Source organism: Pseudomonas sp. G1002 (assembly GCF_013385455.1).
GTDB lineage: Bacteria > Pseudomonadota > Gammaproteobacteria > Pseudomonadales > Pseudomonadaceae > Aquipseudomonas.
On the sequence record NZ_JACAPY010000017.1, the window covers coordinates 29,188 to 46,923 of the forward strand.

The following is a 17,736-nucleotide window of genomic DNA, read 5'->3' on the forward strand; positions in this document are numbered from 1 at the left end:
ATCGTCAATAATGTCTGCGTGATATAACTTTGCGCCGACACAAAAAAGAAAGAGCCGCCCAGACAAAAATATAGGTGGGACGGCAGTACTCTTCCTAAAACCAAAGGAGCAAATCACGATGCGCGTGATGAAGTGGAGCATGATCGCCCTGGCTGTTTCAGCAGGCACCTCGCAGTTCGCAATGGCGTCCTCCCAGGACGATTCCAAGGGCTTTGTTGAAGACAGCACTTTCAGCATCAACACTCGCCTCCTGAACTTTAGCCGCGACTTCCGTAACAATGACACCGGCAAGAGCCGCGTCGACGAAACCGGTCTGGGCTTCAACGGCCTGTACCAGTCGGGCTTCACCCAAGGCACCATCGGTGTGGGTGTCGACGTCATCGGTCTGTTGGGCGTCAAACTGGACAGCGGCAAGGGTCGTTCCGGCACTGGCCTGTTTCCAACTGGCTCCGACGGTCGCGCTCAGGATGATTACTCCAAGGGCGGCGGCGCAGTTAAGTTCCGTATCTCCGATACGGTCCTGAAAATCGGCGACCAGTACACCACCGCGCCTGTATTCGCTTCCGATGACAGCCGTCTGCTGCCTGAATTGCCACAGGGTATCTCGCTGACCAGCAACGAGATCAAAGGCCTGAAACTTGAAGGCGGTCACTTCACTTCGAGCGTGGCACAAGCCCAGACCTACCGCGACAGCCTGGGCCTGACAAAAACCGACTTCATCGGTGGTGTCTACGCCCTGACTCCAGAAGTCAGCGCCAGCCTCTACTACGCGAAGACCGAAGACTACTGGAAGAAAACCTACGCCAACCTGAACTGGACCCATGCGCTCAGCAATGAGCAGTCCCTGGCGGTCGACTTCAACATCTACAGCACCAAAAGTGATGGCGCTGGCCTGCAACGGGCTGAGAAAGACGGCACCACCAAACTGGACAACCGTGCCTACAGCTTGCAAGGCGCGTACACCATCCAGGCTCACACCTTTACCCTGGCCTACCAGAAGGTCAGCGGCGACGGTGACTACGGCTACGGCGTAGACGGCGGCGGCACGATCTTCCTTGCCAACTCCATCGCTCGTTCCGACTTCAACGCTGAAGACGAGAAGTCGTTCCAGGCTCGCTACGACCTGAACATGGCGACTTTCGGCGTACCAGGCCTGAGCTTCATGACTCGCTACGTCAAAGGTACCGGCGCCAACACCGCCGACACCTCGAACGGCAAAGAATGGGAACGTGACATCGAAGCCAAGTACGTGATCCAGAGCGGCCCGGCAAAAGACCTGAGCCTGCGCGTGCGTCAAGCCACTTATCGCTCCAGCGATGGTGTGTACTACGGTTCGGCGTCCATCGACGAACTGCGTCTGATCGCGCAATACCCGCTGAACATCTTGTAATTGGCAGTTTGATTACAACGATGACTTAGGGTTTCGGCCCTAACTAAAAAGCCGCTCACTTGTTCGCAAGTGAGCGGCTTTTTTATTGCAACTTAATCTCAACAACCGGATAACTAGCAAGCTAACTATCTAGTTTAATCCTGCGTAACAAACCTGACACATCGGCCAGGTTTAATCATCCAGTCACACTATTACTTCCCAGCACTTTCCTGCATGACGCGAATAACCCGTTGTGGAAACGGAATATCAATCCCCGCCGCTTTCAAACGGTCACGTGCCAGTTCATTGAACATGAACATCACATCCCAGTAATCCGAAGTCTTGGTCCAGACTCGCAGGGATACCGTGATCGAACTGTCGCCCAAGGTCGAAACTACCGCTGCCGGCGCAGGATCAGCCAATACACGTGGATCCTTGGCCAGTTCCAGCAGCACTTCACGTGCTTTCTGCAGGTCGGCTTCATAGTCGACCCCCACGTCAAACACCACCTTGCGGGTCGGCTGACGGTTGGTGTTGGTGATGAGGCCGTTGGACAGGCTGCCGTTCGGGATGATCACCGTCTTGTTGTCGCCGGTGCGCAACACGGTGTGGAAGATCTGGATGCTGTCGACGGTACCGGAAGTGCCCTGGGCTTCGATCCAGTCACCGATGCGGAACGGACGGAACAACAGAATCAGCACGCCGCCGGCGAAGTTCGCCAGGCTGCCTTGCAAGGCCAGGCCGATGGCCAGGGTGGCGGCGCCGATCGCGGCAACGAACGAGGTGGTTGCGACGCCGATCATCGAGGCCACGTTGACCACCAGCATGACCTTGAGCGCAATGTTCGCAAGGCTGGTAATGAAGTGTTGCAGCGCCAGGTCAGCATTACGCAACGCCAGCAAACGCCCTACCCGGTGGGTCAAGACGTTGATCAGCCACCAACCGATGGCCAGGGTGACCACGGCCAGCAAAAATCGGCTGCCGTATTCCATGATCATCGGTAACCACGACTCCGAGGTCTTGATCAAGTGATCCACTTCAGCGTTCAAGTCCATCTACATTCTCCTGTTTGCCGGATGTGCGGCCTTATCAATCCCCACATAACAAATGAGCCCCGAAGGGCTCAATCGTTTCTGCAGGTTCTGGGCGTGGGACGTCAAAAACGTCCACAGGTTCCCGAGGGGTCCACTCAGTCGCGGAAGTTATTGAACTGCAGCGGCATGTCGAAGGTCTTGGCGCGCAGGGCAGCAATGGCCTCCTGCAAATCGTCACGCTTCTTGCCGGTGATACGCACCTGCTCGCCCTGGATGGCGGCCTGGACCTTGAGCTTGGCGTCCTTGACGTGAGCAACGATTTTCTTCGCCAGCTCCTTGTCGATGCCTTCCTTGAGCACGGCTTCCTGCTTCATCAGCTTGCCGGACGCATAGGCATCCTTGATTTCGAGGCATTGCGCGTCGATCTTGCGCTTGACCAGAGACAGCTTGAGGATCTCAATCATCGCTTCCAGCTGGAAGTCGGCTTCCGCGGTCAGGTTGACGGTCAGCTCTTTTTCCTTGAACTCGAAGCTGCCCTTGCCCTTCAAGTCATAGCGGCGATCCAGCTCCTTGACGGCGTTCTCGACGGCGTTGGTGACTTCATGTTTGTCCAGTTCGGATACCACGTCGAACGACGGCATGTAATTTCTCCAATAAAAAAGGGGCGCGGCTCAGTAGAGATGGAGCACGCCCGGGCTAAAATGCCCGGGCATTATAGCGGTTCTTTCGCCTCGTTCACTGCGGGCAGCCTTACGGAGTAAAAACTGATGTCGACCACCTGGCACGTCCTCGGCGCCGGCAGCCTTGGAACACTGTGGGCCGCCCGCCTGGCCCGCGCCGGGCTGCCCGTGCGCCTGATCCTGCGGGATCACGGGCGGTTGGCGAGTTATCAGACGGCCAATGGCCTGACCCTGGTCGAGCAAGGCCTGGCTCACACCTACCCGGTCGTCGGCGAAACCTCCGACAGCCCTGGGCCAATTCATCGCCTGCTGGTGGCATGCAAGGCCTACGACGCCCAGGAAGCCGTCGCACAGCTGGAACATCGACTGGTGCCGGACGCCGAACTGATCCTGTTGCAAAACGGGCTGGGCAGCCAGGACGCAGTCGCCGCCCAACTGCCCCAGGCACGCTGCATCTTCGCCTCCAGCACCGAAGGCGCGTTTCGCGAGAGTGACTGGCGAGTAGTGTTTGCCGGCCATGGCTACACCTGGCTGGGGGATGCTCGGCACCCTACTCCGCCGCTGTGGCTGGATGACCTGCAAGCCGCCGGCATTCCCCATGAGTGGAGCACCGACATCCTCACCCGCCTGTGGCGCAAACTGGCCCTGAACTGCGCCATCAACCCGCTGACCGTGCTTTACCAATGTCGCAATGGCGAGCTGCAAGCCCATCAGTGCGAAGTGGCCACCCTGTGCGCCGAACTCGCCGACCTGCTGGAATGCTGCGGCCAACCCGCTGCCGCAGAAGATTTGCACAGCGAAGTGGAACGGGTAATCCAGGCCACGGCGGCCAATTACTCCTCGATGTACCAGGACGTGGCCAGTGCCCGACGCACCGAAATCAGCTATTTGCTGGGCTATGCCTGCCAGGCGGCCGCCCGCCACCAACTGAGCTTGCCGCACCTGCAACAACTCCAGGCGCGCCTGGTACGGCAACTGTCTGCACGCGGATTGCCCAGCGACTGAAGCACGCGCTACCCTGCCTGCTTGTTCCTTTGCAGCGAAAACCTTGATGCCACTGCGCCAGCGTCTCGAAAATCTACCGGTTGGGCAAAAACTGCTGGCGGCCCTGCTGGTTTTGTTGACCACCGTCTTGCTGGTGGCCAACCTGACCTTTATCAGCGCCGCCTACTGGATCTCCCAGGAAAGCATGGCGCCCCAGGCCTTGCAGGCCATCGGTCGGCTGGTGTCCAACCCGTCGCTCGCCGCCGAGTCCCTGGACTCACCGCTCAAGGCGCAAACCCTGCTGGATGAACTGACCAGCTACTCGCCATTGCGGGCCGCGGCCTTATACGACGGAGATGGCACGCGCCTGGCCCAGCTGCAACATGCCAATCGCCTGCACCTGCCAGATAATTTCCGGGACATTGAAACCTGGCGTACCACCGAATTTCGCAGCAACCAGGTGATCACCCTGCCCCGTGCCGGCAAACCGTCCGGGCACTTGCTGCTGGTGGCCAGCAGCGAACTGCCGGTGGCTTTCTATACCGGGACCTTCACCGCCAGCCTGGGTATCCTGATCTTCAGCGTGCTGCTGTGGCTGGTGATCGCCCGGCAGATCAAGCGCCTGATTACCCGGCCGATCCATGAACTGGAAGAATTGTCGCGCCAGGTCACCCGGGAAGAGAACTACGCCCTGCGCGCCGGTCGCGGCAACCATGATGAAATCGGCAGCCTCGCCGAAGCTTTCAACACCATGCTTTCGCGCATTGAAGCCCGTGAGCAGCAACTCAAGCGCGCGCGGGACGATTCCCAGGCCGCCTACGATCAAGCCCAGGGCCTGGCGGAAGAAACCCGCCACACCAACCGCAAGCTGGAACTGGAAGTGCAGGTGCGCAGCAAGATCGAGAAAAAGCTCACCGGCTTCCAGAACTACCTCAACAGCATCATCGACTCGATGCCCTCGGCGCTGATCGCCCTCGACGAACAGCTCTACGTCACCCAATGGAACCAGGAAGCCAGCGCACTTTCCGGGACCCGCCTGGACGAGGCACTGAACCAGCCGATCTTCCTCGCCTTCCAGCCGCTCAAGCCGTTCCTGCCGCAGATCAAGGCCACGGTCGAGCAACACACCGTGGAGCGGATCGAGCGCGTTACCTGGGTCAAGGATGACGAACCCAAGCACTACGCCCTGACCTTCTACCCGTTGATGGGCGGCGCCGGGCGCGGCGTGGTGATCCGGATCGACGACATCACCCAGCGCTTGTCCCTGGAAGAAATGATGGTGCAGTCAGAGAAAATGCTCTCGGTCGGTGGCCTGGCCGCCGGCATGGCGCACGAAATCAACAACCCGCTGGGAGCGATCCTGCATAACGTGCAGAACATTCGCCGCCGGTTGTCCAACGAACTGCCGAAAAACCTCGAGCACGCCGAACAGGCGGGCATCGACCTGGACTCGGTCAACCGCTACCTGCAAAGCCGCGAAGTGCCACAGTTGCTCGACGGCATCCAGCAGGCTGGCGCCCGGGCGGCGAAAATCGTCACTCATATGCTCAGCTTCAGCCGCCGCAGCAACCGGCAGATGGCGCCGTGCGACTTGCCGGCCTTGATCGACCAGGCCGTGGAAATTGCCGGCAACGACTTCGACCTCACCGTCGGCTTCGACTTCAAGGGCCAGGCGATCATCCGCCAGTTCGACCCGCAACTGGGCCCGGTACCCGGCACCGCCAACGAACTGGAGCAAGTACTGCTCAACCTGCTGAAAAACGCCGCCCAGGCGATTCATCAGCGCGAAGACGGCAGCGAGCCCGGCCGGATCATCCTGCGCACCCGGCTCAACCCGCCGTGGGCAGAAATCCAGGTGGAAGACAACGGCATCGGTATGAGCGAGAACGTGCGCAAACGCACGTTTGAGCCGTTCTTCACCACCAAGGAAATCGGCCAGGGCACCGGGCTTGGGTTGTCGGTTTCGTATTTCATCATCACCAACAATCACAAGGGGCAGATGGAAGTGCATTCGACCCTTGGCCAGGGTACCTGCTTCACCTTGCGCCTGCCCCTGGCGGGCAGCCAATTGCCACCCAACGAACTCACTCAACTGGAGCGCTAACCATGGGCTTTCGCCTGTCGAAAATTTACACCCGTACCGGCGACAAGGGCGAAACCGGCCTGGGCGACGGCCGCCGCGTGCCCAAGGACCATCCACGGGTGGAGGCGATTGGCGAGGTGGATGCGCTGAACAGCCAGTTGGGTTTGTTGCTGGCGGGATTGGAGGAACAAAGCGGGCAGCATCCAGCGTTGAAGGATGTGATCGAGGTGCTGACACCTTGCCAGCATCGTCTGTTTGACCTGGGCGGCGAATTGGCGATGCCGGTGTACAAGGCGCTGAACGCGGCGGAAGTCGACCGCCTTGAGGCGGCGATCGATCGCTGGAATGAAGAGGTCGGGCCGCTGGAGAACTTCATTCTGCCGGGTGGTTCGGCGTTGATTGCCCAGGCCCATGTATGCCGAAGCCTGGCTCGCAGTGCAGAGCGCCGGTGTCAGCACCTGAATGCAGAGGAACCGCTGGAAGGCGTCGGGTTGGCGTACATCAACCGGCTGTCGGACTTGCTCTTTGTGGCAGCCAGGGTGATTGCCAAGCGCCAGGGCGTTGCAGAGATCTTGTGGCAGGCGGCGGCAAAGCCGCACTGACGCTTACTGACCGATTGCAACCTGTGGCGAGGGAGCTTGCTCCCGCTGGGCTGCGTAGCAGACCCAAAATATTGGGAGCGCTGCGCACTCCAGCGGGAGCAAGCTCCCTCGCCACGACAGCTCCCCTGGCCACTCGCCAGGGTTATGCCTAAACCTCAGGCCAGAACGCCCGAATCCCCGCCACACCTTGAGCACCAGCCTCCCAGGCCTTTTCCCGCTCAGCAGGACCCACCCCACCGAGCAAGAACACCGGCTTGCTGAACCCACTGATCAACTGCTGTGCCTGCTCCCAGCCCAACGGCTCGGCATCAGGATGAGTCTGGGTCGGCTGCACCGGCGACAAGGTGACGAAATCCACGTCCATCAACTCCGCCAAGGCTAATTCCTCAGCATTGTGGCAAGACGCCGCCAACCAGCGATCCTTCGGCAAAGGACGTCCCTTGCTGGCGTACTTGCGCAGTTGCGCCGAGGTCATATGCCAGCCGGCCGCGGGAAAATCCCCCAGCCATTCAAACGGCCCCTTGAGCATCAGTTGCGCCTTGCCCGCACACAGGCCCACGGCGTCCACCGCCAGGTCACGGTACTTGGGGTCGTAACCGTTGGGGGCACGCAGCTGAACCAGTTTGATGCCACCAGCGATGGCTTTTTGAATACCGCGCAGCAGGACGGGTGTCTCCAGCTCGCCCGGAGTGATCAAGTAGTCAGCCGGTAAACGCGCCGCCGCAACGATCGGCGCATTGGCTGCCGGAAACTCATAGTTCGGCAGGTCCCGCTGGGCCACCCACTCAAGGGGTTGGCCTTCGGCACCGTGGGGCTCGCCGGTAAAGGCCGAGACTTCCCAGACATCCAGCAACACCTGTTTGTCCGGGTAATCATGCTGCACCTTGATCAACGGGCGAGCCGCCGTGACCTGGATGCCCAGCTCCTCCTGCAATTCACGGGACAGCGCGGTAGCGACCGACTCATCGGCCTCCACCTTGCCACCGGGAAACTCCCAGAGGCCGCCCTGATGCTGGGTATCGGCGCGGCGCGCCAGCAGAATCCTGCCGTCGACACCCCGGATGACCGCTGCTGCTACATGAACTCGTTTCACCGCACTATTTCCTCTGAATCGGTTTGAAGACCTGCCTGGTATCAGGTGCGGTATTCCGCGTTGATCTTCACGTACTCGTGGGACAGGTCAGTGGTCCAGATGGTTTCGCTGCACTCACCGCGACCCAATTCGATACGGATGGTGATTTCTTCCTGCTGCATCACCGCCGAACCCTGGGCTTCGGTGTACGTCTCGGCCCGGGCGCCACGGCTGGCGATGCACACTTCGCCGAGGAACACGTCGATCTTGCTCACGTCCAGGTTCGGCACGCCGGCACGGCCCACAGCGGCCAGGATACGGCCCCAGTTCGGGTCGGAGGCAAACAGCGCGGTCTTGATCAGCGGCGAGTGAGCCACGGTGTAACCGACATCCAGGCATTCCTGGTGGTTACCGCCGCCGTTGACTTCAACCGTCACAAACTTGGTGGCGCCTTCGCCGTCGCGCACGATGGCCTGGGCCACGTCCATGCACACTTCGAACACCGCCTGCTTCAACGCGGCGAAATACGCGCCGTTGGACGAGGTGATTTCCGGCAGGTCAGCCTGGCCGGTGGCGATCAACATGCAGCAATCGTTGGTCGAGGTGTCGCCGTCGATGGTGATGCGGTTGAAGGACTTGTTGGCGCCGTCGAGCATCAGGTTTTGCAGCACGTCACGGGAGACTTTGGCGTCGGTGGCGATATAGCCCAGCATGGTCGCCATGTTCGGGCGAATCATGCCGGCGCCTTTGCTGATGCCCGTGACGGTAACGGTCACGCCTTCGTGCACAAACTGACGGCTGGCGCCTTTTGGCAGAGTATCGGTGGTCATGATCCCGGTAGCCGCAGCCGCCCAGTTATCCACCGACAGGTCATCCAGCGCTGCTTGCAGCGCGCCTTCGATTTTCTCTACCGGCAGCGGCTCACCGATCACACCGGTGGAGTACGGCAGCACCTGGCTGGCGTCTACGCCGGTCAGCTCCGCCAGCTTGGCGCAGGTGCGGGCAGCGGCGGCCAGGCCAGGCTCGCCGGTCCCGGCGTTGGCATTACCGGTGTTGGTCAACAGGTAACGCACCGGGCCTTCGACACGCTGCTTGGCCAGAATCACGGGCGCGGCGCAAAACGCGTTCAGGGTGAACACACCCGCGACGGTCGAGCCTTCGGCACAGCGCATCACCACCACATCCTTGCGCCCCGGGCGCTTGATGCCCGCCGAAGCGATACCGAGTTCAAAACCGGCAACCGGGTGCAACGTGGGCAAAGGACCAAGACCAACAGCCATGAATGCGCTCCTAAAAATATTGGGTGTGTACCCCGTCGCTATCGACGGTGACGAAATGGCAAAACGCCGCGACGGCTGATGCCGGTCGCGGCGCGGGGGTGTTGCAGCGTCAGGCGAAAATCTTAGTTGATTTCGCCGTGGCAGTGTTTGAACTTCTTGCCCGAACCGCACCAGCACAGTTCGTTGCGGCCCAGCTTCTGTTCGTTGCGCACCGGGGCCTGGGCCAGGGCCACATCGACCTCTTCGCCCAATACTTCCGGAGCCTCAAGACCAGGCGCTTCGTCGTGCTGGAACTGCATGCGCGCAGCCAGTGCCTCGGCTTCCTGACGCAGGCGGGCTTCTTCCTCGATCGGGTCTTCGCGACGCACCTGAACGTGGGACAGCACACGAATCGAATCGCGCTTGATCGAATCCAGCAGTTCGGAGAACAGCGTGAACGACTCGCGCTTGTACTCCTGCTTCGGGTTCTTCTGGGCGTAGCCACGCAAGTGGATGCCGTGACGCAGGTGGTCCATGGTCGACAGGTGGTCTTTCCACAGGTCGTCCAGCACACGCAGTACGATTTGCTTCTCGAAGGTGCGCAGTGCTTCGGCACTCGCCTGCTCTTCTTTCTCGTTGTACGCGGCCAGCAGCTCGGTCATGAGCTTCTCGCGCAGGGTTTCTTCGTACAGGTGGTCGTCTTCGTCGAGCCATTGCTGGACCGGCAAGTCGACACCGAAGTCGCTCTTCAACGCAGCTTCCAGGCCGGCAACATCCCACTGCTCAGGCAGGGACTGTGGCGGGATATGGGCGCTGACGGTGGCGTTGAGCACGTCCTGGCGGAAATCGGCAATGGTCTCGCCGATGTTGGTGGCGGCCAACAAACTGTTACGCATGTGATAAATCACTTTACGCTGTTCGTTGTTGACGTCATCGAACTCGAGCAGTTGCTTACGAATGTCGAAGTTACGGCCTTCTACCTTGCGCTGGGCCTTCTCGATGGCGTTGGTCACCATGCGGTGTTCAATCGCCTCACCGGACTGCATGCCCAGGGCTTTCATGAAGTTCTTCACCCGATCCGAGGCGAAGATGCGCATCAGGCTGTCTTCCAGGGACAGGTAGAAACGGCTGGAACCGGCGTCACCCTGACGACCGGCACGACCACGCAACTGGTTGTCGATACGGCGCGATTCGTGACGCTCGGACGCGATCACCTGCAAGCCGCCGGACTCCAGCACTTGCTGGTGGCGCTTCTGCCAGTCGGCCTTGATCTGCGCGATCTGCTCAGGGGTCGGGTTGTCCAGGGACGCAACTTCCACTTCCCAGTTACCGCCCAACAGGATGTCGGTACCACGACCGGCCATGTTGGTGGCGATGGTCAGTGCGCCCGGGCGACCGGCCTGGGCAATGATCTCGGCTTCTTTTTCGTGGAACTTGGCGTTGAGGACCTTGTGCTCGATGCCTTCCTTGGCCAGCAAGCTGGACATGTGCTCGGAAGTTTCGATGGTGGCAGTACCCACCAGCACTGGACGGCCCTGGGCCATGCATTCCTTGATGTCGGCGACGATTGCAGCGTATTTCTCGTCGGCGGTCAGGAACACCAGGTCGTTGAAGTCTTTACGCGCCAGCGGCTTGTTCGGCGGGATAACCATCACCGACAGACCGTAGATCTGGTGGAATTCGAACGCTTCGGTGTCGGCTGTACCGGTCATGCCGGACAGTTTGTTGTACAGACGGAAGTAGTTCTGGAAGGTGGTCGAGGCCAGGGTCTGGCTTTCAGCCTGGATGTTCAGGACTTCCTTGGCTTCGATCGCCTGGTGCAGGCCTTCCGACAAACGGCGACCCGGCATGGTACGACCGGTGTGTTCGTCGACCAGTACGACCTGGCCGTCCTGCACGATGTATTCAACGTTGCGATGGAACAGCTTGTGGGCGCGCAGGCCGGCATACACGTGGGTCAACAGGCCCAGGTTGTGCGCCGAGTACAGGCTCTCGCCTTCGGCCAGCAGGCCGATCTGGGTCAGCATGTCTTCGACGAACTGGTGACCGGCTTCGTTGAGTTCGACCTGGCGGGTCTTCTCGTCGATGGTGAAGTGACCTTCTTTGGTCACCACGCCTTCCACTTCCTCGATGTGTTGCTCAAGGCGCGGGATCAGCTTGTTGATTTCGGTGTACAGGCGCGAGCTGTCCTCGGCCTGGCCGGAAATGATCAGCGGGGTACGGGCTTCGTCGATCAGGATGGAGTCGACTTCGTCGATCACGGCAAAATTGAGTTCGCGCTGGAATTTTTCTTCCATGCTGAACGCCATGTTGTCGCGCAGGTAGTCGAAACCGAATTCGTTGTTGGTACCGTAGGTGATGTCGGCAGCGTAGGCGGCGCGCTTCTCCTCCGGCGGCTGGAACGGCGTGACAACGCCGACCGTCAGGCCGAGGAATTCGTACAGCGGACGCATCCAGTTGGCATCCCGGCGGGCGAGGTAGTCGTTCACCGTCACAACGTGCACGCCCTTGCCGGACAATGCGTTGAGGTAAACGCCCAGGGTAGCTACCAGGGTCTTGCCTTCACCGGTACGCATTTCGGCAATCATGCCTTCATGCAAGGTCATGCCGCCGATCAACTGGACGTCGAAGTGGCGCATGCCCATGACACGCTTACCGGCTTCGCGGGCGACCGCAAAGGCTTCGGGAAGCAGCTTGTCGAGGGTTTCACCTTTGGCTATGCGGGCCTTGAACTCTTCGGTCTTGGCGCGCAATTGCTCGTCCGAAAGGGCAACCATCTGCTCTTCGAAGGCATTGACCAGCTGCACCGTCTTGAGCATGCGTTTGACTTCGCGCTCATTCTTGCTTCCAAAAAGTTTCTTTAACAAAGGCGCAAACATATCGGCAGGTTCTTCCACACATAGGGATGGAGGGCGCCCCGTGAGTCGCCCGAGCAGCCCTCACGGCCGCATGCGAACGAGCATTCTACCCGGAAACGTGGGTGAGGAAAGTGGCGTTATTCCACGATGCAGGCACGGCGCTCTCAGAGGGCTTGTTTAAAATAAGGGCTTTTTGCTGAACTTCAACCCATTCGGGCAATAAGTTACTCGTTGATTTAATGGATAAACTGCCGGTAATGCAATGGCGGCGGTGTCGCAGACGCTTTCTGCTACCATGGCCTCTCTGTTACTTAAGGTGTCTAGTCATGGCATTTCGCCCTCTTACGGCCCGAGCTCCCGCCGTGTTGCTTCGCGAAGCCAAGCCTTTAAAAGCCATCTTCGGCCATGCGCAACGCCTTGGTCATCTGCAACGCCTGGTAGAAAGCCAACTGCAGCCCGCCGCTCGCGAACACTGCCATGTGGCCTCGTGGCGCGAGGGCAATCTGCTGCTGATCGTCACCGACGGCCATTGGGCGACGCGCCTGCGCTACCAGCAGAAACGTTTGCAGCGCCAATTGATGGCCTTCGACGAATTCGCCAGCCTGACGCGCATCCAGTTCAAGGTGCAACCGCCGACCGTGCCGCAAGGTGCGGTGGGGCACACGATGGATTTGTCGGAAATCGCCGCCGAAACCATTCAGGCCACGGCAGACGGGATTACCGATCCGAACTTACGCGCTGCGCTGGAGCGGCTGGCCGCTCACGCCAAACCCAAAACCTGAGACCGGCGTAGATCCAAGTGTGGGAGCGGGCTTGCTCGCGAAGGTGGCGTGTCAGTCACTGGATATATTGACTGATCCACCGCTTTCGCGAGCAAGCCCGCTCCCACATTTGATCCCATCGTTATTTACGTTTGCTGCCGCCTAACAAAGACCCCAGTAACCCGCGCACCAACTGCCGGCCCATCTGATTGGCCGCCTGTTGCATCGCCGATTTCAGTGCCTTGCCTGCCGTAGTCCCCAGGAACGCACCGGCCTTGTCGGTGAAGCTCGGTTCTTCAGCTGCGGGCGTCGCCTCCTGTTGCGGCCCCAAGTCCTTGCGCGCCATCAACACTTCGTACGCCGACTCACGGTCAATCGGCTTGTCATAACGCCCCTGCAATGGCGAACTGGCAATCAGTGCTGCCCGCTCAGCTTCGCTCAGTGGCCCGATCCGCGATTGCGGCGGTGCTACCAGTACGCGTTGGACTACTTCAGGCGTCCCCTTTTCCTGCAAGGTTCCCACCAATGCCTCACCTGTACCCAACTCGGTCAGCACCGCCAGCGCATCAAATGCCGGATTGGGCCGGAAGCCATCGGCCACCGCCCGCAGGGACTTCTGCTCCTTGGTGGTGAACGCCCGCAGCCCGTGCTGGATGCGCAAGCCGAGTTGCGCCAGCACGGTGTCCGGCAAGTCCCCGGGAGACTGGGTGACGAAATACACACCGACGCCTTTCGAGCGAATCAGCCGCACCACTTGCTCCAGGCGATCCTGCAGGGCCTTGGGGGTGTCGGCAAACAACAGATGCGCCTCGTCGAAAAACAGCGCCAGCAGCGGCTTGTCGGCATCGCCACGTTCCGGCAGTTGCTCGAACAGTTCGGCCAACAGCCAAAGCAGGAAGGTCGCGTAGACCTTCGGCGCCTCATGCACCAGCCGGCTGGCGTCCAATAGATGAATTTGCCCGCGGCCGTCACTGGCCGGTTGCAGGATGTCTTCGAGTTGCAGCGCCGGCTCGCCGAACAACGCTTCGGCCCCCTGCTGCTCCAGCACCGCCAGGCGCCGCAACAGCGCCTGGCTGGAACCGGTGGTCATCAGGGCCGCGTCTTCCCCGAGCAACTCAGGGTGATAGCGCAAATGGTTCAGCAGCGCCTTGAGGTCCTTGAGGTCCAGCAGCAACAGGCCTTCACGATCGGCCACTTTGAAGGCTGCGTAGAGGGCCGATTGCTGGCTGTCGGTGAGCTCCAACAGGCTGCCGAGCAACAGCGGGCCCATTTCACTCATGGTGGTGCGCAACGGATGACCGGATTGGCCGTGGATATCCCACAACGTCACCGGATACGCCTTGGGCGTGTAATTAAGGAAAGGCATGCCGGCTATGCGCTCGGCGACCTTGCCCTGAGGGTTGGCCGCAGCGCCCAGGCCACACAGGTCACCCTTGATATCGGCGGCAAATACCGCGACGCCGGCGTCGCTGAAGGCTTCCGCCAGGCGCTGCAAGGTCACGGTCTTGCCGGTGCCGGTGGCGCCTGCGATCAGGCCGTGGCGGTTGGCCAGGCGCATCGACTGGGCAATCGGCTGGCCCTGAAGGTCTGCACCAATAATGAGTTGCGAGGAGTCAGGCATTTTGTCACCCATGGTTAATCTTTGGCGCTGAATGGTCGATACAGATAAAGCGAGAGACCCAAAAAGTCTTGGAAAAACAGGCCGGATAATTCCTGCAGGAGCAGATGGAAATATCACACTTTTTTTGACGCAGCCATTCCGCGCGTCCCAGAAGGACGTGCATCGGATATTAAGACCATAGCGGACCCCACAAGCCATGAATAAAAATCTGCGTTTCAGCCATAAAATCCTGCTTGCCGCCGCTCTTGTCGTCATTGCCGCCTTTGCGTTGTTTACCCTCTACAACGACTACTTGCAGCGTAATGCGATTCGCGACGACTTGAACAACTACCTGCATGAAATGGGCGATGTCACTGCCAGCAACATCCAGACCTGGCTTACCGGGCGCATTGTGCTGATAGAAAGCGCCGCACAGAACATCGCCATCAACCCGGATTCAACCAGCGTCGCCAGCCTCCTGGAACAGAAGGCCCTGACGTCCTCGTTCATGGCCACGTACCTTGGCGACAGCAAGGGCGGCTTCGTCATCCGCCCCGATACCAAGATGCCCGACGGCTTCGACCCACGGGTACGCCCCTGGTACAAGGGCGCGCAGGGCAGCAACGGCTCAACCCTGACCGAACCCTACATTGACGCGGCCACCGGCCAGTTGATCATCTCCATCGCCACTCCCAGCACCAAGGCCGGCCAGAGTGTCGGCGTGGTGGGCGGCGACCTGAGCCTGCAAACCCTGGTAGACAACATCGGTGCCCTGAACTTCGGCGGCATGGGTTATGCCTTCCTGGTCAGTGCCGACGGCAAAGTGCTGGTACACCCGGACAAGGGCCTGGTGATGAAAACCCTGGCCGACGTCTATCCGAACAACACCCCCAGGATCAGCAGCGACTTCAGTGAAGTCGAGGTAAACGGCAAGACACGTATCGTCACCTTTACCCCGATCAAGGGCCTGCCCTCGGTGAACTGGTACCTCGGCCTGTCGGTGGATAAAGACAAATCCTTCGCCATGCTCAGTGAGTTCCGCACCTCGGCGATCATCGCCACGATCATCGCCGTGGTCATCATCATCGCCCTGCTGGGCATGCTGATTCGCATCCTCCTGCAGCCACTGCACGTCATGACCCGCGCCATGGAAGACATCGCCGACGGTGAAGGCGACCTGACCCGCCGCCTGACCATCCAGAACCACGACGAATTCGGCGTGCTTGGCAGCGCTTTCAATCGTTTCGTGGAGCGGATTCACACCTCGATTCGCGAAGTTTCCTCGGCCACCGAGCAGGTCAATGAAGTGGCCCTGCGGGTGGTCAGCGCCTCCAATTCCTCGATGGTCAATTCCGACGAGCAGGCCAACCGGACCAACAGCGTCGCGGCCGCGATCAACGAGCTGGGGGCCGCCGCCCAGGAAATCGCCCGCAACGCCGCACAGGCCTCCAACCAGGCCAGCGATGCCCGGCACTTGGCCGAAGACGGTCAGCAAGTGGTGGAACGCAATATCAAGGCGATGAACCAGTTGTCGCAGATGATCAGCGCCTCCAGCACCAATATCGAAGCGCTTAACAGCAAGACAGTGAACATCGGGCAGATTCTGGAAGTGATCACCAGCATTTCCCAGCAAACCAACCTGCTGGCCCTCAACGCGGCGATTGAAGCCGCACGGGCCGGGGAAGCCGGGCGCGGCTTTGCGGTGGTGGCCGATGAAGTGCGCAACCTTGCGCACCGCACCCAGGAGTCGGCGCAGCAGGTGCAGAAGATGATCGAGGAGCTGCAAGTCGGCGCCCGGGATTCGGTCAGCACCATGAGCGAAAGCCAGCGGCACAGCCAGGACAGTGTGGAAATCGCCAACCTGGCGGGCGAGCGTCTGAACAGCGTGACCCAGCGTATCGGCGAAATTGACGGGATGAACCAGTCGGTAGCCACCGCTACCGAGGAACAGACCTCGGTGGTGGAGTCAATCAACATGGACATCACCGAGATCAACACCCTCAATCAGGAAGGTGTGGAAAACCTGCAATCAACCTTGCGGGCCTGTTCCGACCTGGAACAGCAAGCGGCGCGCTTGAAACAACTGGTGGGTAGTTTCCGGATTTGATCCCGCCGGGTCAGCGGCTGCCTTGCACAGCCGCTGACGCCTTTTCTTCAGGCAATTCGGATGTGTCCTGCAATTGTTCCCACAACTCGGCGGCGCCTGGAAACTCGGTGCCGTCCTCACTGCTCAGGTCATCCGGGTCATATCGACTCAAACAACCCTCTCCCAGCGTCGCGGGGGCTTTGGACGTCGCCTTGTCCAGTGGATCGCTCATGCTCCAGTCCTCACCCGCGCTCAAAAAAAGGGCCTGTAGCGATTTAACGCCCAGGCCCTTCATTCTTCAATCAAAACACTTCAATCAGAACACGACAGTCTTGTTGCCGTGCACCAGCACCCGGTCTTCCAGGTGATAGCGCAGGCCGCGAGCCAGCACCATCTTCTCGACGTCACGGCCAAAACGGACCATGTCTTCGATGCTGTCGCTATGGCTGACACGCACCACGTCCTGCTCGATGATGGGACCGGCGTCCAACTCTTCGGTGACGTAGTGGCACGTTGCACCGATCAGCTTCACGCCACGCAGGGATGCCTGGTGATACGGCTTGGCACCCACAAACGATGGCAGGAAACTGTGGTGAATATTGATCACCTTGCCAGCGTATTCACTGCACAACTCCGGCGGCAGAATCTGCATGTAGCGCGCCAGTACCACGACGTCCGCATCGTGCTGCTTGACCAGGCGCGAGACCTCGGCAAAGGCCGGCTCCTTGTCCTGCGGGTTGACCGGGACGTGGTAGTACGGAATGCCATGCCACTCGACCATGCTGCGCAGGTCGTCATGGTTGGAAATCACGCAGGAGATTTCGCAGTCCAGTTCATCGCTGTGCCAGCGGTGCAGCAGGTCTGCCAGGCAGTGGGACTCACGACTGGCCATCAGGACCACGCGTTTTTTCTGTTCCGTGTCGGTGATGCGCCAGGTCATCGAGAACTCTTCAGCGATCGGCGCAAATGCCTCGCGAAATGCCTCTAGACCAAAGGGCAGCGTATCGGCACGAATTTCGTGACGCATGAAAAACCAGCCGCTGAGATTGTCCGAGTGATGGCTCGCTTCGGTGATCCAACCGTTGTGGGAAGCCAGAAAGTTACTGACCTTGGCAACGATGCCAACCCGGTCCGGGCAAGCAATCACCAGCCGAAAAGTGCGCATTAGGGGGAAACTCCAGAACTTCGCAAAGGCCGCCATTCTAGCGATTGCGCAGAAAAACTGCAGTATTCCTCAACGCTTATTCTGATCGGCTGCGTCAACCCTGCCCCTTAATAGCGTAGGGTTTTTCCCCACTATGTGTGCAAACGCGTGGACTCCGGCAGTAAGCCAAGACTTAACCAGAGT

The 17,736-nt window shown here is 60.0% G+C and carries 14 protein-coding genes and 1 pseudogene; 7 read left to right on the top strand and 8 right to left on the bottom strand.

The window, feature by feature from the left end; translation table 11 throughout:
• Positions 1-118 precede the first annotated feature (118 nt).
• Positions 119-1,390, top strand: a complete 1,272-nt coding sequence (locus tag HX801_RS08185; protein ID WP_003209790.1) for an OprD family porin — start codon at positions 119-121, stop codon at positions 1,388-1,390.
• A gap of 191 nt (positions 1,391-1,581) precedes the next feature.
• On the opposite strand, the gene HX801_RS08190 is transcribed toward HX801_RS08185, so the two are convergent.
• On the bottom strand, positions 1,582-2,424 hold the full coding sequence (locus HX801_RS08190) for a mechanosensitive ion channel family protein (protein WP_003209787.1): 843 nt from the start codon (positions 2,422-2,424) through the stop codon (positions 1,582-1,584).
• 134 nt (positions 2,425-2,558) lie between these two features.
• Positions 2,559-3,044 carry a YajQ family cyclic di-GMP-binding protein gene (locus HX801_RS08195; protein WP_003209785.1) on the bottom strand — a complete coding sequence of 162 codons (486 nt, stop codon included), beginning with the start codon at positions 3,042-3,044 and terminating at the stop codon, positions 2,559-2,561.
• A 126-nt stretch (positions 3,045-3,170) separates the two neighbouring features.
• Between HX801_RS08195 and HX801_RS08200 the strand changes: the two genes are divergently transcribed.
• From HX801_RS08200 to HX801_RS08210, 3 genes are read left to right on the top strand one after another with little or no spacing between them, the layout of a single operon-like run.
• Positions 3,171-4,088, top strand: coding sequence for a putative 2-dehydropantoate 2-reductase (locus HX801_RS08200; RefSeq protein WP_102605681.1), 918 nt, complete (start codon positions 3,171-3,173; stop codon positions 4,086-4,088).
• Positions 4,089-4,134: 46 nt separating this feature from the next.
• Positions 4,135-6,171, top strand: coding sequence for an ATP-binding protein (locus HX801_RS08205; protein WP_003209782.1), 2,037 nt, complete (start codon positions 4,135-4,137; stop codon positions 6,169-6,171).
• A 2-nt stretch (positions 6,172-6,173) separates the two neighbouring features.
• The gene (locus HX801_RS08210) at positions 6,174-6,752 is read left to right on the top strand and encodes a cob(I)yrinic acid a,c-diamide adenosyltransferase (RefSeq protein ID WP_008432363.1); all 579 of its coding nucleotides are present in this window, start codon (positions 6,174-6,176) and stop codon (positions 6,750-6,752) included.
• A gap of 148 nt (positions 6,753-6,900) precedes the next feature.
• Here HX801_RS08210 and HX801_RS08215 read toward each other — a convergent pair whose 3' ends face one another.
• From HX801_RS08215 to secA, 3 genes are all read right to left on the bottom strand, one after another.
• Complete coding sequence (locus tag HX801_RS08215) at positions 6,901-7,845, bottom strand: Nudix family hydrolase (protein WP_102369787.1); 945 nt, start codon at positions 7,843-7,845, stop codon at positions 6,901-6,903.
• 41 nt (positions 7,846-7,886) lie between these two features.
• Positions 7,887-9,104 carry a bifunctional glutamate N-acetyltransferase/amino-acid acetyltransferase ArgJ gene (gene argJ / locus HX801_RS08220; protein WP_003209777.1) on the bottom strand — a complete coding sequence of 406 codons (1,218 nt, stop codon included), beginning with the start codon at positions 9,102-9,104 and terminating at the stop codon, positions 7,887-7,889.
• 122 nt (positions 9,105-9,226) lie between these two features.
• Positions 9,227-11,962 carry a preprotein translocase subunit SecA gene (secA, locus tag HX801_RS08225; RefSeq protein WP_087693541.1) on the bottom strand — a complete coding sequence of 912 codons (2,736 nt, stop codon included), beginning with the start codon at positions 11,960-11,962 and terminating at the stop codon, positions 9,227-9,229.
• A gap of 305 nt (positions 11,963-12,267) precedes the next feature.
• On the opposite strand from secA, the gene HX801_RS08230 reads away from it, so the two are divergent.
• Positions 12,268-12,723 carry a DUF721 domain-containing protein gene (locus HX801_RS08230; RefSeq protein ID WP_008432358.1) on the top strand — a complete coding sequence of 152 codons (456 nt, stop codon included), beginning with the start codon at positions 12,268-12,270 and terminating at the stop codon, positions 12,721-12,723.
• Positions 12,724-12,844: 121 nt separating this feature from the next.
• On the opposite strand, the gene HX801_RS08235 is transcribed toward HX801_RS08230, so the two are convergent.
• The gene (locus HX801_RS08235) at positions 12,845-14,323 is read right to left on the bottom strand and encodes a helicase HerA-like domain-containing protein (protein WP_177021879.1); all 1,479 of its coding nucleotides are present in this window, start codon (positions 14,321-14,323) and stop codon (positions 12,845-12,847) included.
• 196 nt (positions 14,324-14,519) lie between these two features.
• Here HX801_RS08235 and HX801_RS32240 point away from each other — a divergent pair.
• Both HX801_RS32240 and HX801_RS32245 read left to right on the top strand, forming a co-directional pair.
• A pseudogene (locus tag HX801_RS32240) lies at positions 14,520-15,551 on the top strand (cache domain-containing protein); the annotation flags it as partial.
• A gap of 93 nt (positions 15,552-15,644) precedes the next feature.
• Positions 15,645-16,409 (top strand): methyl-accepting chemotaxis protein, encoded by a 765-nt coding sequence (locus HX801_RS32245; RefSeq protein ID WP_371132408.1) that lies wholly within the window; start codon positions 15,645-15,647, stop codon positions 16,407-16,409.
• 10 nt (positions 16,410-16,419) lie between these two features.
• Here the strand turns inward: HX801_RS32245 and HX801_RS08245 are convergent, their stop codons facing one another.
• Positions 16,420-16,620, bottom strand: coding sequence for a hypothetical protein (locus HX801_RS08245; RefSeq protein ID WP_023659227.1), 201 nt, complete (start codon positions 16,618-16,620; stop codon positions 16,420-16,422).
• 84 nt (positions 16,621-16,704) lie between these two features.
• Positions 16,705-17,553 carry a formyltetrahydrofolate deformylase gene (purU, locus tag HX801_RS08250; RefSeq protein WP_003209762.1) on the bottom strand — a complete coding sequence of 283 codons (849 nt, stop codon included), beginning with the start codon at positions 17,551-17,553 and terminating at the stop codon, positions 16,705-16,707.
• Between the last annotated feature and the right edge of the window lie 183 nt (positions 17,554-17,736).

Bases quoted from the DNA above. Each gene is read 5' to 3' on its own strand.
- HX801_RS08185 (WP_003209790.1), top strand. From the start codon at position 119: ATGCGCGTGATGAAGTGGAGCATGATCGCCCTGGCTGTTTCAGCAGGC.
- HX801_RS08190 (WP_003209787.1), bottom strand. From the start codon at position 2,424: ATGGACTTGAACGCTGAAGTGGATCACTTGATCAAGACCTCGGAGTCG.
- HX801_RS08235 (WP_177021879.1), bottom strand. From the start codon at position 14,323: ATGCCTGACTCCTCGCAACTCATTATTGGTGCAGACCTTCAGGGCCAG.
- purU (WP_003209762.1), bottom strand. From the start codon at position 17,553: ATGCGCACTTTTCGGCTGGTGATTGCTTGCCCGGACCGGGTTGGCATC.
- argJ (WP_003209777.1), bottom strand. From the start codon at position 9,104: ATGGCTGTTGGTCTTGGTCCTTTGCCCACGTTGCACCCGGTTGCCGGT.
- HX801_RS08210 (WP_008432363.1), top strand. From the start codon at position 6,174: ATGGGCTTTCGCCTGTCGAAAATTTACACCCGTACCGGCGACAAGGGC.
- HX801_RS32245 (WP_371132408.1), top strand. From the start codon at position 15,645: ATGGTCAATTCCGACGAGCAGGCCAACCGGACCAACAGCGTCGCGGCC.
- secA (WP_087693541.1), bottom strand. From the start codon at position 11,962: ATGTTTGCGCCTTTGTTAAAGAAACTTTTTGGAAGCAAGAATGAGCGC.
- HX801_RS08200 (WP_102605681.1), top strand. From the start codon at position 3,171: ATGTCGACCACCTGGCACGTCCTCGGCGCCGGCAGCCTTGGAACACTG.
- HX801_RS08245 (WP_023659227.1), bottom strand. From the start codon at position 16,620: ATGAGCGATCCACTGGACAAGGCGACGTCCAAAGCCCCCGCGACGCTG.
- HX801_RS08205 (WP_003209782.1), top strand. From the start codon at position 4,135: ATGCCACTGCGCCAGCGTCTCGAAAATCTACCGGTTGGGCAAAAACTG.
- HX801_RS08230 (WP_008432358.1), top strand. From the start codon at position 12,268: ATGGCATTTCGCCCTCTTACGGCCCGAGCTCCCGCCGTGTTGCTTCGC.
- HX801_RS08195 (WP_003209785.1), bottom strand. From the start codon at position 3,044: ATGCCGTCGTTCGACGTGGTATCCGAACTGGACAAACATGAAGTCACC.